13 protein-coding genes are annotated in these 12848 nt (G+C 48.7%); 6 read left to right on the top strand and 7 right to left on the bottom strand.

Going from position 1 to position 12848, the window contains the following annotated elements:
• Positions 1 to 190: 190 nt before the first annotated feature.
• From AD949_RS03865 to AD949_RS03875, 3 genes are all read right to left on the bottom strand, one after another.
• Complete coding sequence (locus AD949_RS03865; protein ID WP_158319943.1) at positions 191 to 628, bottom strand: IS3 family transposase; 438 nt, start codon at positions 626 to 628, stop codon at positions 191 to 193.
• Positions 629 to 729: 101 nt separating this feature from the next.
• Positions 730 to 1071: a transposase gene (locus AD949_RS03870; protein WP_048834539.1), complete on the bottom strand. Its 342-nt coding sequence runs from the start codon at positions 1069 to 1071 to the stop codon at positions 730 to 732.
• A gap of 108 nt (positions 1072 to 1179) precedes the next feature.
• A complete protein-coding gene (locus AD949_RS03875; RefSeq protein ID WP_048834538.1) occupies positions 1180 to 1656 on the bottom strand; it encodes a lipocalin-like domain-containing protein in 477 nt (158 codons plus the stop codon).
• A 143-nt stretch (positions 1657 to 1799) separates the two neighbouring features.
• Between AD949_RS03875 and AD949_RS03880 the strand changes: the two genes are divergently transcribed.
• Positions 1800 to 2711, top strand: coding sequence for a LysR family transcriptional regulator (locus AD949_RS03880; protein ID WP_174766789.1), 912 nt, complete (start codon positions 1800 to 1802; stop codon positions 2709 to 2711).
• 28 nt (positions 2712 to 2739) lie between these two features.
• Here the strand turns inward: AD949_RS03880 and AD949_RS03885 are convergent, their stop codons facing one another.
• Entirely contained in the window at positions 2740 to 3669 is a 930-nt protein-coding gene (locus tag AD949_RS03885; RefSeq protein ID WP_048834537.1) for a LysR family transcriptional regulator, read from the bottom strand.
• Positions 3670 to 3782: 113 nt separating this feature from the next.
• Here AD949_RS03885 and AD949_RS03890 point away from each other — a divergent pair, with 113 nt between their 5' ends.
• From AD949_RS03890 to pcaD, 4 genes are all read left to right on the top strand, one after another.
• Positions 3783 to 4904, top strand: coding sequence for a muconate/chloromuconate family cycloisomerase (locus AD949_RS03890; RefSeq protein WP_209421618.1), 1122 nt, complete (start codon positions 3783 to 3785; stop codon positions 4902 to 4904).
• A 44-nt stretch (positions 4905 to 4948) separates the two neighbouring features.
• Positions 4949 to 5239: a muconolactone Delta-isomerase gene (gene catC, locus AD949_RS03895; protein ID WP_048834536.1), complete on the top strand. Its 291-nt coding sequence runs from the start codon at positions 4949 to 4951 to the stop codon at positions 5237 to 5239.
• A gap of 50 nt (positions 5240 to 5289) precedes the next feature.
• A complete protein-coding gene (catA, locus tag AD949_RS03900) occupies positions 5290 to 6225 on the top strand; it encodes a catechol 1,2-dioxygenase (protein WP_048834535.1) in 936 nt (311 codons plus the stop codon).
• A gap of 320 nt (positions 6226 to 6545) precedes the next feature.
• Positions 6546 to 7325 (top strand): 3-oxoadipate enol-lactonase, encoded by a 780-nt coding sequence (pcaD, locus tag AD949_RS03905; RefSeq protein ID WP_209421616.1) that lies wholly within the window; start codon positions 6546 to 6548, stop codon positions 7323 to 7325.
• Positions 7326 to 7434: 109 nt separating this feature from the next.
• On the opposite strand, the gene AD949_RS03910 is transcribed toward pcaD, so the two are convergent.
• From AD949_RS03910 to AD949_RS03920, 3 genes are read right to left on the bottom strand one after another with little or no spacing between them, the layout of a single operon-like run.
• Entirely contained in the window at positions 7435 to 8190 is a 756-nt protein-coding gene (locus AD949_RS03910; protein WP_048834534.1) for a class II aldolase/adducin family protein, read from the bottom strand.
• A 21-nt stretch (positions 8191 to 8211) separates the two neighbouring features.
• Complete coding sequence (locus tag AD949_RS03915; RefSeq protein WP_244463260.1) at positions 8212 to 9204, bottom strand: ketopantoate reductase family protein; 993 nt, start codon at positions 9202 to 9204, stop codon at positions 8212 to 8214.
• The gene (locus AD949_RS03920) at positions 9201 to 10607 is read right to left on the bottom strand and encodes a carbohydrate porin (protein ID WP_244463259.1); all 1407 of its coding nucleotides are present in this window, start codon (positions 10605 to 10607) and stop codon (positions 9201 to 9203) included. The genes AD949_RS03915 and AD949_RS03920 overlap by 4 nt, the downstream gene beginning before the upstream one ends.
• Before the next feature lie 889 nt (positions 10608 to 11496).
• Here AD949_RS03920 and AD949_RS03925 point away from each other — a divergent pair.
• A complete protein-coding gene (locus AD949_RS03925) occupies positions 11497 to 12825 on the top strand; it encodes an MFS transporter (protein WP_082064549.1) in 1329 nt (442 codons plus the stop codon).
• Positions 12826 to 12848: the final 23 nt, after the last annotated feature.

The raw sequence follows: 12848 nt of genomic DNA on the forward strand, positions 1-12848 counted from the left end.
CAGACCTTAACTTCAATTCGAGGGTATTTCAGGGGGCAAGGTCAGGGTCAGTCGCGTCGCCTACTGGCGCTTTCTGTCCCTAAAATCAGGCAAAGAAGTCTGCAATTCACGGTTCTTCGAACCCTCCATGTTGCTACGGTCGGTTGAATCCGCCCTGATTGCCACGGTCCGAACGGTGGGTCGCTTTTCCCTAAGGTCGCCTCTGGCACAGAGCCTGCTCAAGGGCATCCAACACGACGTCGCTATGGGCCGTTGATGAGACACGCCAGCCACAATCACGCGGCAAATGCATCAGTGATGAAGGCCACATACACAAAGCCATGCCATGTGGAAACATAAGTGAAATCCGAAACCCAGAGCCTGTTAAGGACTGGTGCATGGAACTGACGCCGCACCATGTCCTGTGGGCAGGGACGTTGCGGATCAGGCCGGGTGGTTCTGACCCTTTACCACCAATGACGCCTTTCAGTCCCATCTGACGCATCAGCCTCTCTACCGTGCAGCGGGCGATAGTCCTGCCTTCGCGTCTGAGCTGATGCCAGACCTTGCGCACTCTGTAGACACGGAAGTTATCGTTCCATACCCTGCGGATTTCATGACATAGCTCTTCGTCTTTCTGGCTGCGCACACAGGGATTTTTCTGCGTGGCTACAGAAGCGTAATAGACAGATGGCTCAATTGGCAGAACTTTGCAGATGACCCGACACGATATGTCTCTGTCGGTGTTCCTCAATGAAGCGCGTTATGGCCTGAACTGGCGTGGCGGTCGAGTTCTCCTTCCGCAAAATATGTCGATGCTTTATGCAGGATTTCATTGGTCTGCCGCAGTTCGCGGTTCTCTCGCTCCAACTGCCTGATCTTCTCCCGGTCAGGCAGATCACTCACCGCAGACGCATTGGCCCGCTCATGCAGACGGGTCCATTTTGACAGCATGTCAGGGTGAATATCTAGCTTTGGCGCTATCATCATCACTGCGGACCAGCGTGACGGATGGTTCTTCTCTTCTTCCAGAACCATGCGAGCTGCACGGTCACGAAATTCAGGTGGAAAACGCTTCGATTTATTGCTCATGAATTCTTCTTACCTCACGGGTCTTTCTGTCTCCGCAAAACCCGGGGCAATTCAGTCCTCAAAATAGGTCAGCCATGGCGCACTGGCTTCGTCGCTTAAACACAGTTGCTAACTTGCACGTTGAAAACGGATAATGCTTCGTGAAAGCTTACCCTGAAGCCAATTTGGCATTTTTCTCCAGGGCGTCGTGACCTCAGCGCAATTATCCCGTACAATTACAGTGCGCCGTTGCTCAGTGCCGACCCACTCAGGGGCCCATGCGGTATGCACTTCTGTAATCCACTGATTTCCTTCAACCCGGTAGCGTCCGATATAGGCAACCAGTGTCTTCATTAGGTCTGCATAATCAGATTTTCCCGTGGCAGCATAGCGATGGCTGCCTTCCAGATTGAACGCTACCCATCCGTCCTCTGTAAAAATGACGCGTCCGCGCGGAGAAGGTCCCATTGCATTAAAAAATGCACCTGTTTCCTTTTCCTCCACCTCATAGGAAACGAGATCCCAAGTTCCGATAAGCTGTTGGCGGAGAGCTTCATCTTGAGCACTATCGTGAGGGGTTTGCACAGTTACCGAAGGTATTGTCATTCTTATTCTCCGATTATTCCGCCGCATGTAAGATACAGCTATAATATGCTCATCCTATCTTTTAGTAGGTCTATCATCGGCAAGAGAATGTTACGCCAGATGAAAAAATGCATTGTTGATTGTTTTTTATGGAGATTATCAAGGTGATCTACGATGAAGCTGGCGGCATGCGGTTCTTTACCTCTCTGGTCACGTCCGGCAGCCTGACTGCTTGCGCTCGGAAGCTTCAGACATCTCCCGCTACAATCTCACGGCATCTGAGCCGTTTGGAGAGTCGCATTGGAACCCAACTGATCTTACGTAATACGCGCCATTTTGGTCTTAGTGAAAATGGGCGCATTTATTATGAGCGCGCATTGGAAATTCTTGCAGCCATTGATGGTCTAGAAGAAGAAATTTCCTCAAACATGCATATCGCTCGTGGAGTGATCGGTATCGGCGCTCCTGTAGAACTCGGACGTCGCGTAATTGCGCCGTTTCTTGAGGGTTTCAGTGCGGAAAATCCTGATCTTCTTGTGAATCTGGCTCTGGCTTCAGAGGGGTTTTACGATACCAGTGATTCTCTGGATGTTGTCCTGCGGCTTGGGGTTCCTGACTCTCCTGATGCTATTGTCACGCGATTGGCATCTACCGTGCGTGTATTGTGTGCATCACCGGAGTATCTTGCCAAACGGCTTCCGCCCATTAGTCCCGGTGACTTGCTCAAACACGACTGCCTCTGCCTGAGGCGGAACAAAACGATGGAGCTGATGAACAGATGGTTAATCGGCAATACTATAAAGACGGAAATCATTACAGTAGAACCTCGTCTCTCGAGCACACATGCGGAGATTATTCATGACTGGGCGCTTTCCGGACAGGGGATCGCGTATAAATTATTAAGCGATGTTTATCAGGATTTGGAGCAGGGTAGGCTGGTACGTATTTTTCCAGATCTACAGGGGGAAAAAATTGATCTTTACGCAGTCTTACCCAATAAAAAATATACTCAGGCCAGTGTACGTGCTTTCTTGAAAGATATAAAACCCTTTATAAAAGGTTCTGGCTTTTTCTAACGTATTCTGCCGAATGCGGTCTAGCCGTTTATCGACGCGCTAGAGTGAGGATTGCTTCCGGAATTTCATAGTCCCATATGCTATACATGCTTGCTATTGCTTCTGCTATAGCAACCAGTTCTGGCGAGTTGTCACCTTTGCGGTAACTCAGAATAATAGGGGAGGATGCGTCCTCTGCCAGTTCAAGGTAGCGCACACCGTCCATCGGCCATCTCCTGACGGATTCGGGAACAATACTAATACCTTCTTCTGCTGCAACAAGACTGATCGCGCTTTGGAGTTCTGAGGCTTCATGGCCGATATGTGGGTCTAGCCCATGGTCGTGAAACAGGGTCAAAACTTGATCCGCATAGCTAGGGCGCGGGTATCGTGGGAAAACGATCAAGGGATAGGCTGTGAGTTCACTGAGGCTTATGAAATCGCGCTCTTCTTGATACGTGTATTTTTCTGGAACTGCGGCAATTAGCTTTTCTTCCCGTAGAACAATACGCTGTATCGCGTCATCTTGGAGGCGTAGGCGCCCCCACCCCAGATCAATTCGCCCTTCTTTGAGAGCCGTGATCTGATCAATTGTTACAAGCTCAACCAGACTTAGATCAACATTTGGGGCACGAATCCGGAAATCCCGGATAATATCGGGCAATCTGGCATGTAGAACGGTTGAGACATAAGCCATAGTGATGCGGCGTTTCTCTGTATGAACAACGCGAGCAACCATCTCGCGCATGTCATTGACACGACCCAGAATTTGTCTGGCCTGTTCATAAACAAGCTGTCCAACGGTGGTAAGTTGGAGTGGGCGTGCGCTGCGATCTATAAGTTGCGCGCCGATCTCCCTTTCAAGCTGCTGAATCTGGCGGCTAAGTGGGGGTTGGGCAATGTGCAGGCGTTCAGCCGCGTGCGTGAAGCTCCGCTCTTCGGCAACAGCAACAAAGGAACGCAAAACACGAAGGTCCATAAACGCCTCATACCTTCTGGGTATAGTATTCTGACTGTAATAGTCTTTGGTCTGTCGTCTATCACAGTCTAACGTCTGTCTGTCTATATATTATCTTGTCAGGCGTAGAATTAGTGAAAATCAACTTTCATTCTTCTGAAACGGTCTTGCTGGATCTGCCCACAATCAGGCCGCATGTGTTGTCCATGGCCACCATGTATCAGCAGTCCATTGTTCTGTTTCGTCTAAGAAGCGATGACGGAGTGGAGGGCATTGGGGAAGGCACGACAATTGGCGGCATGAGCTACGGGCCAGAAAGCCCTGAAAGTATCCGCCTAGCGATTGAGACCTATATCGTCCCGCTTTTGCGCCTTTGTGATCTGAGCCGTGTGGCCGAGACAATGCTACTGATCGAGAAGCATGTTGTTGGAAACACTATTGCCAAATGTGCCGTGGAAACAGCTCTTCTGGACGCAGCAGGTAAGCGCATAGGGCTGCCTGTATCAGATTTGATCTCGGGCGGCCGGGTTAGATCGACACTCCCTGTTGCGTGGACGTTGGCCAGTGGTGATACGAAGCTCGATATTGCCGAGGCTGAAGCAATGCTGGAGGCGCGGCGCCATCGAATTTTCAAGCTTAAAATTGGCAAGCGTGATTTTCGTGAGGATATTGCGCATGTCGCTAGTATCAAGAAAGCTCTTGGTGCGCAGGCCAGTGTGCGCGTGGATGTAAATCAGGCTTGGGATGAAACCACTGCTGACCAGGGTATGGCCATGTTGGCGGATGCGGGAGTGGATCTGGTGGAGCAGCCTGTTGCTGGTCATGATCATGCTGTAATGAGCCGGCTGTCTGCGCGTCATCGGATCCCACTGATGGCGGATGAGGCGCTGCACGGCCCTGCCTCAGCCTTTGCTGTTGCTGCAACAGCGGGCGCTCGCGTGTTCGCGTTGAAAATTGCCCAGTCAGGCGGCCTGCGTGCCGGGCGAGACGTGGCAGGTGTGGCCATGGCAGCCGGCATCGGTCTGTATGGCGGGACGATGCTGGAGGCTGGTGTCGGGACGGCGGCGTCTGCCCAACTTTTTGCGACTCTTCCTTCACTTGCATGGGGGACAGAATTGTTCGGACCACTTCTCTTATCTGAAGAAATCCTTGAAGAGCCCCTTGTTTATCGTGATTTCGAACTCATTGTGCCAAATGGTCCGGGTTTAGGAGTTTCGCTTGACGAGCGGCAACTTGACCGCTTTCGGCGCGTATAACTTCACCAGTGCTTTGCGGCTTAGTTTCAGGAGTTACTTGTCAAATGCTCTTCATGGTTAAAATGGATGTCAATATTCCCGCTGAATTTGATGCTGAGAAAGCAACTCAGCTTAAGTTCGTAGAGAAAAACCGCTTCCAAGAGCTCCAGCGTTCAGGAAAATGGCGTCATATCTGGCGAGTTGTAGGTCAATACGCGAACGTCAGTATTTTCGATGTAGAGAGTAATGCTGAACTGCATGACCTGCTTGTCACATTACCTCTCTATCCCTTTATGACGGTTACTGTCGCACCGCTCTGCCGTCATCCCTCATCGATTTATGAAGACGATCGTTAAATCTGCATTTGAAATGCAGAAGTCTTGATAAAAAATAAAAGGAATAAATCATGACAAAGTTTACAGACACGGCTGCAATGGACCGCTTTTTGGATAAATTGTCAGGCATTGACAGTACAGAAGACAAGGGTAATCTGCGTCTTAAAAAAATAGTTCGTAAGATGGTGGCCGATCTATTCGATACCATTGATCGCTTCGATGTAAGTGATGATGAATTCTGGCATGCCTTGAATTTTCTGGCAGAAGCGGGGCCGGAACTTGGACTCTGGGCGGCAGGGCTTGGTATTGAGCATTTTCTGGATTTGCGGGCAGACGCCAAGGACCGTGCTGCCGGTATTGTGGGCGGTACACCGCGAACCATTGAAGGTCCTCTGTACGTGGCCGGTGCTCCTATTGTAGAGAGCGGCGCAAGACTGGATGATGGAAGTGACGAGGGCGAACAGATCATAGTATGGGGGCACGTCCGTGACGTAAATGGCAAGCCAATTCCCAATGCCATTGTCCATGTCTGGCATGCCAACACAAAAGGAAATTATTCCTTTTTTGATAAAACTCAGAGTGATTTCAACATGCGTAGGCGCATCAAGGTTGATCAGGACGGTGGCTACAAATTTACCAGTATCATGCCATCTGGCTATGCCTGCCCTCCAAATGGCACCACAGAGCGGCTGCTGACAGCTATCGGTCGGCATTGCATTCGCCCTGCGCATATTCACTTCTTTGTGGAGGCACCGGATTATCGCCAATTAACCACTCAGATCAATATTGAAGGTGACCCTTATATTAACGACGATTTTGCCTATGCTACGCGTGATGAACTGGTGCCACATGTCCAGTATCATGAGGATCTGGAAGAAATCTCCAGCGTCGGCTTTAACAAGCCGTATGCTGAGATCAATTTCGATTTTGTTCTTAACAGTACCTCAAACCCAACTGAAGAGCATCTCTCAACCCGCCCACGAGCACCGAAAAAAGTGAAAAATTGAAAAAGAAGAGAGTGCATTTCCCCGGCGAACAATGAATATTGAGATGATTTTATAAGGGATGCATGATCCATGCTTCCCTTATAGTCATGTTTTGATGGTAAGTTTTTAGAAATTCTTTATAATTTAGTTTAAATGTATAAATGTTATCATGTTTTTGAATCGGTGAATTCATAAGTATTTTTATGAAGGCTCTTGATCTTAAGATAAGCGAGCAAGAAAGCCTGCCATCTAATGATCGAGCTATTTTATGCTTTTGCCACGACCTGCTTTAGAAAAATATTATCTTTATAGTTTTAACCTGTTGAAGAGGAGTATTGAGTGTGATTGAGGGATTTACGACGATGGGGGATGGTTGTTCCATCGCATGGGAACAAACGGGTGTTGAAGGGCCTGCCCTTATACTTTCCAATTCTCTCGGTACGGCAATGGATATGTGGAAACCACAAATGGATGCTCTATCCAAGCGGTTTCGCATCATTCGTTATGATACCCGCGGACATGGAAGATCAGACGTACCTGCGGGCGCTTATGGGCTGGATCGGCTTGGAAGGGACGTTCTGGAATTGGCGAGTGATCTGGAAATCGAACGCTTTGCCTTTTGTGGTTTGTCATTGGGCGGTATGATCGGGCAATGGTTAGGCGTAAGAGCGCCTGAACGCGTCAGTCAGCTTGTTATTGCAAATAGTTCCCCCTTTATGGGACCGCCTTCAGCTTGGGATGCGAGAATCAAGCTGGTTCTTGCTGATGGGATGGACGCCATCGTGGATGGTACGCTCTCGCGTTGGTTTACACAGAATTTTATTGCTGAGATCAAAAACATAGAAGAGATAAGAAATATTTTTATCAAAACAGACCCTGTCGGATACGCTGGCTGCTGTGCGGCCATTCGTGACATGGATATGAGACCTGTTTTGAAATTAATTCAGGTTCCAACGTTAATTGTTGGCGGAAAATACGATCCCGCTACTCCGCCCGAGCATACGTATGCTTTACGTGATGGGATTGCTGGAGCACAGTGCGTTATGTTGGAAGCCGCGCATCTCGCAAACATCGAGCAGGCCAATAATTTCACAAAAGTTCTTTTAGATTATTTTCAATAATATTTGATAGATTTATTTATATTTTTGGCAGTTATTCCACTCTACTCGCGTGGGGTAGAGTGGAATAAAGCTGACGCTTGCAAAGATAGCGTGCAAAAGCACAAGCTGCTTATGGGGAAGGGGTATCACCTACCCAGAGAGGACCGCGCTCTTTCCGGACTTTTCTGACGGCTGCATCAAACATTTTCTGTGCTGCACTGGAGTTCGCTATAACGCTTTCAGCGTCTTGCGCGCATCGACGGCGTATTTCATCACTCAGGGTGACGTTTTGGCCCGGTATCATACCAGTATGACACTGAATTTCTGCGGCCCGCTGTGCAACCCAGAGCAGAAAGAAAGCACGGGGAATATCTATGCCTCCTACAGCTAAACCATGATTGCGCAGGACTAGAACATTTTTGTTGCCCAGGCTTTCAAGCATACGGGGGCGCTCATCATCATAGAGTGTTATCCCTTCAAACGTATGATAACCAACGCGTTCAAAAAGTTGGGCTCCATAAAAATTATCGTGGCTGAAGCCTTCTTCTTTCATGGCAACAGCGCACACAGCATTTGTGTGCGTGTGAATGATACAATGCACATCGTCCCGTGCGGCGTGAATGGCACCGTGCAGGGCAAAACCTGCCGGGTTCGGTTTGGTAGGACCATTCGTGATAACAGTTCCATCTGCATCAACCATGAGTAGGTTTTCTGGCGTAACCTCATCATAATTCAGGCCAAATGTATTGACCAGATACCTGCGGGGTTCTCCGGGAAGTCTGACCGAAATGTGGTTGAAGATCATTTCTGTCCAGCCGAAGTAATTGATAAGGTGGTAACATTCGGCGAGCTGAATGCGTAGTTTTTCTTCAGTTTGATGTTCCATATTACATTTCCTTATTCGGTTTTATGATTTTGAAAGAGCATCTCTCATCGCGGCTTTGTTTCGAGTCAGGATAAGCACCGTATTCGTAACGGGTATAGGCACATGGTAGTGCCGCGCTAATGCCAGAATTGCGTCTCCCAAGGCGGATAGTTCCAAAGGGCGACCATGTCTGTAATCTTGCAGCATGGAGGTTGAATGCGTTCCTCCCTGTGCAATTTTGTTCATCAGAGCATCAATCGGGAGAGGGTCTGACAAACCTGAAGCTTTGGCCAGAGCGTGCATTTCAGTGAGGATCTGAGATGTCAGACATGCACCGTCTGGTTCGATAACGAGTTCTTGCAGACTCATTTCGAGCAGGACAGAAAGAAGATTGGTGGAAACGTTAAGGCATAATTTAGCCCACAGATCTTTTTGTATTGATTGACTGAGGTAAAAAATATGATTTTCCTGACCTAAGAGAGTCAAGACAGTCTGCGCACACCCGCTGTTGGGTTCTGCATCTCCAATAAAAAAACGAGGTGATCCCGCGTATCTTATCTGGCCGGGACTTTCCACCTCCACTAATGCGTATGCAACACATCCACACACATTTGTGCGGTTCAGTGAAGTTAATGTGCCTGTGGGGTCTAGAATGGGTTGCAGGGATGCCTGCGTGTCTGGCTGGGTCATCCACCACGGATAGCCGTTTACAACCGGCATAATTTTGGTTTGTTGCCCGATAGAATGGCTTACAGTCTCTATCAGGCCAGGGAGTTGATGGTACTTGCCGCACAGAATAATCAGATCCTGTATGGTATCTGGTGATCGCCTGTCGGCCTGTACGGCATAAGAGGCCGTTGTTGTTCCATGTGAGCAACGCAACCCGTTGTGCTGTAGCGCATGGAGAGTTTCTCCGCGCGCCACGACAGATAGAGTGACGTCAAGCGGAGAGAGGTGGGCTGCCAGAAGCCCACCAATTCCGCCCATTCCCGCGATGCAGACACGAGGCGGACTATGTGTCTGTGCGGTTTTCACGGCGGGAAACCCATGATTTTATCGAGATAGATAAAGAGTGTTGCCCCGACTTCAACAATGTCATGGGGGTGTTTTGCTGTCATCGGTGCGTAGTAGGTGTTGGGATTAATGGCATACTGCACGCTGGGTTCAAGTGCGACATTGGGCAAGAGTGAGACACGCGCGTGGATATCAGCGACCAGATGTGCCGCGCTGGGCGGTCTACCATCACCACCGCTGGCCTTATTAGCGTCGGCAAGAAACCGTGTCTGGAGTGGCCCCAGTTTCGTCCAGTGTAACTGGATGCCGTAGGTATCTAACGGATGAGATTTGAAGGGCGCCTGCACAAACGCTCCAAGATAAGCTTCTGCTTTGATGGGGGCATAACTTTGAAAATCTGTTCCAGCACCGCCATAAATACCAAGGGCCATGCTGTGTGGATTGCGAGTGGTACCATGATCTTTACGCCAGATATATTGCTGACCACTAAAGAAAATGCCCGACATGCCGCCCGTATGCTGCGCCGCTTTCCAGGATGATCCTGAAGACGTGGTTACGCGTTCAGACGTGGTTTTTGCTGAGGAGTTATAGTATCCCAAAAATTCATAAGTGGAGGGATAGGCCGTTTGATCGAATCCACGTTGATAAGCAATTTCTCCAATTCCGGCGGCGCCGGATGCTGTGTTTGTATTCCAGTTCCAGCCATTCTGGAAAAAAATGGTATTGTTAACCTCTGTGGCAGCGGCTTGCACGTACCAGGATTTGCTCATGTGATAGGCAATCCGGCCAGACCATGTCGCATAGACAAACGTACTGATGCCAGCATCCTGAGACCAGATATCCTTAAAGCATGTGAGAATCTGGTTACAGTTTGGAATAAGAAAATAGCGGGAAAGATTGGCCCGGCCTGCCTCTACATCGAGTTTGTCATGAAAGAGTTTTTGTTCAAGCGTTAACTTGCTCAAATAATTTCCACGAAATAGGTGAGGTGGCTGATATCCTAGAGTGTTATCCCCAACCTGAGGCGACCAATGTTTGTCGTTATTACGTAGAAAAAAGAAATCTTCACCAAAATGAATCTGGGCGCCAGTCCAGCCCATGAGTTTTTCGAGGTCGATGTCAGACTCAACTATTCCCAAACCGTTTTGCAGGCGTGTTCCTGGTTTGACACCGCCACTGACGTTGCTCACGAAGTTGTCGATTAGAAAAGCACGGAAAGTAAAACCATTTCTTTTGAACCGTGCCAATAACGCATCAAAAAATTCAGTATGTCGCGGGGCTGGTTCTATGGTTGCCAGTGGCAAGGAGGGAAGGATCTTGCTGCTGGCAGTGTTCGGGGCAGTTAAAAAATTCCCGTCCATATTGATGTGAGACCCTAGATCGGTGCCACTTTCGGGGTGGAAAAAAGGAGGCTTCTGGTCCATCCGACCCGTGCCATTAGCACCGGGAGCTGCCGGCACTGGACCTTTCTCGGGGGAGGGAGGCACATAATCAGACGTAATCGGAGGGTTCGCGTTGGCTCTCACTGGGAGTAAGTCCCAAGCTCCTGAAACGAAACACCAAACACAGAGTATCTTAATGATGCGCTGCATTTTAGAAAAACTCCATCAAAGTTTTGCCAAGAAAATCCGGCTTAAACGTTATGAAAACGAAACCAAAATTGTGCGCGTTCTTCGGGGTATGGGAGGAGTGTCATTTTTGAAGACTCCATCAGGGATACAAGTGAAAGAAAACTGAGAAAAATTCGACCCGGTCAGTGATTTTTCTTATTGAGTTATGACAGGGCTGAATGACTCACATAAATCAGAATGATTGAATTTATAGAAGACGATTCTCGTGAAAATTCAAATTAAAAAATATAAATTGAATGATCTCTTTTTTGTGAGGAAGTCTTTCTCATCTCATTTCGGGAACAAAATTTCATAAAAAGATGGAGATGAACGACAGGAGCGCATAACTATGGAAAAATTATAAAAATGAAAATAAATATATAAAACAGAGTGTTATATTTAAGTGCTCTTGTTGATTCGCTGTGATGTGATGCATGGCATGTTGACAACGGCACAGATCGTCTGTTCTCATTTTTGTATCAAAATGAAAGTGAGGTAAGTGCAGATAAATGACGATTCCGGGTATGTTTTCCCAGTCATATTTATGTGCAGTATCAACTTTCACTCGTGCCGGGTTTTTACGCGTTCTTATCTGCTGGTAGGCAAATTGTAAGACTCCTTATGCCTCGCAGGTTAACGCGCACCACACCCGGAAAAGACTAGCCTTACCTGAATTCTGATCCGATAAGCCGGAGAGCCCCAGATGAGCCGTTTGTTGCAGATGAATGCCATCATATTATTTATGCTGGCTTACCTCCTTTCTTATGTAGACAGGCAGATTCTCTCTTTATTGATTGACCCCATCCAGATGGATTTGCATCTGGGTGACACGCAGTTTGCCTATCTCAATGGTCTGGCATTCTCGCTTTTATATGCTGTGCTAGGTTTTCCGTTAGCCAGTATGAGTGATCGTAATCCTAGGCCTCCTATTATTGTCGCGGGTGTTATCCTCTGGAGCCTCGCAACAATGGCTTGCGGCTTGTGTAATGGTTTCTGGTCACTCTTTATCTGTCGTGTGCTGGTCGGACTTGGGGAGGCGGCTCTTGCGCCTGCCGTCTACTCGTTTCTGGGAGATATTGTTCCCAAGGAAAAACTGGCTGGCACGCTTGCTGTTTTTTTTCTCGGGTCTTTCCTCGGCTCAGGATGTGCCTTTCTGTTTGGTGGCAGTCTGCTGAGTATCGCAGAACATTATAACACTACGGCCTTCCACGCTTGGCAGGTGTGCTTCCTTGTTGTTGGGTTTCCGGGCCTCATTCTGGGCGTTATTATTGCCATAACTGTGCATGAGCCAGCCAAGCGTCGTGTTACGGGACCGCATGTACCAGTTCGTCAGGCAATTGCATTTTTCCGGCATCATAAAACGTTCTTCTGCCTGCATATGTTGAGCTACACATTGCTGGCTATAACCCTGTTTTCGCTGTTTAGTTGGATGCCCGCACAGATGATGCGCATCCATCACATGACGCACGTTGAGCTTGGTCTTGTACTCGGGAGCATTGTCATTATCTGTGGGGCGGCAGGCGTGTTCGCCAGTGGGTTTTGTATCGACTATCTAACCCGCCGAGGCGTGATATGCGCGTCACAGATTGTAGCCGCAACCGGAGCTTTTTTGGCGTCCGGTCCATTGGTTTTCAGTGTCATGACGAGTGACCGCCATCTTGCTGTGCCCCTGTTTGCTCTGGCTTTCTTTTTTGCCTCCTTTCCAATGCCGCCTTCAGCAACGGTGCTCCAGATTGTTGTGCCGGTCCCCATGCGGGCTCGCTTTTCCGCCACCATGCTGTTCTGTAATGCCATTGGCGGTTTGTCCGGGGGCTCTATTTTGATTGGCATGTTGAATGACAAAGTATTTCAATCACCGCTCGCAATTGGCACATCCATGGCCATTGTGGCCGGTACAGCCAGCGTCCTTGGAGGAGTGCTGTTGCTGTTGAGTATGGCGTCTTATCGCAGCGTCTATGCTGCGCAGCTGCACCAGATTCTAGCGCACGATACGGCCGTGAGGCACAGTGATATGGAAGAGCAAGCAGCCTGAACTGACACGCGGATAGGTCTAGG

The organism is Acetobacter orleanensis (genome assembly GCF_001581005.1).
Lineage (GTDB): Bacteria > Pseudomonadota > Alphaproteobacteria > Acetobacterales > Acetobacteraceae > Acetobacter > Acetobacter orleanensis.

What these genes read in the sequence shown, in the direction of transcription:
- AD949_RS03885 (WP_048834537.1), bottom strand. Translation starts at nt 3,669, where the DNA reads ATGGACCTTCGTGTTTTGCGTTCCTTTGTTGCTGTTGCCGAAGAGCGG.
- AD949_RS03920 (WP_244463259.1), bottom strand. Translation starts at nt 10,607, where the DNA reads ATGGACCAGAAGCCTCCTTTTTTCCACCCCGAAAGTGGCACCGATCTA.
- AD949_RS03875 (WP_048834538.1), bottom strand. Translation starts at nt 1,656, where the DNA reads ATGACAATACCTTCGGTAACTGTGCAAACCCCTCACGATAGTGCTCAA.
- catA (WP_048834535.1), top strand. Translation starts at nt 5,290, where the DNA reads ATGACAAAGTTTACAGACACGGCTGCAATGGACCGCTTTTTGGATAAA.
- catC (WP_048834536.1), top strand. Translation starts at nt 4,949, where the DNA reads ATGCTCTTCATGGTTAAAATGGATGTCAATATTCCCGCTGAATTTGAT.
- AD949_RS03925 (WP_082064549.1), top strand. Translation starts at nt 11,497, where the DNA reads ATGAGCCGTTTGTTGCAGATGAATGCCATCATATTATTTATGCTGGCT.
- AD949_RS03870 (WP_048834539.1), bottom strand. Translation starts at nt 1,071, where the DNA reads ATGAGCAATAAATCGAAGCGTTTTCCACCTGAATTTCGTGACCGTGCA.
- AD949_RS03910 (WP_048834534.1), bottom strand. Translation starts at nt 8,190, where the DNA reads ATGGAACATCAAACTGAAGAAAAACTACGCATTCAGCTCGCCGAATGT.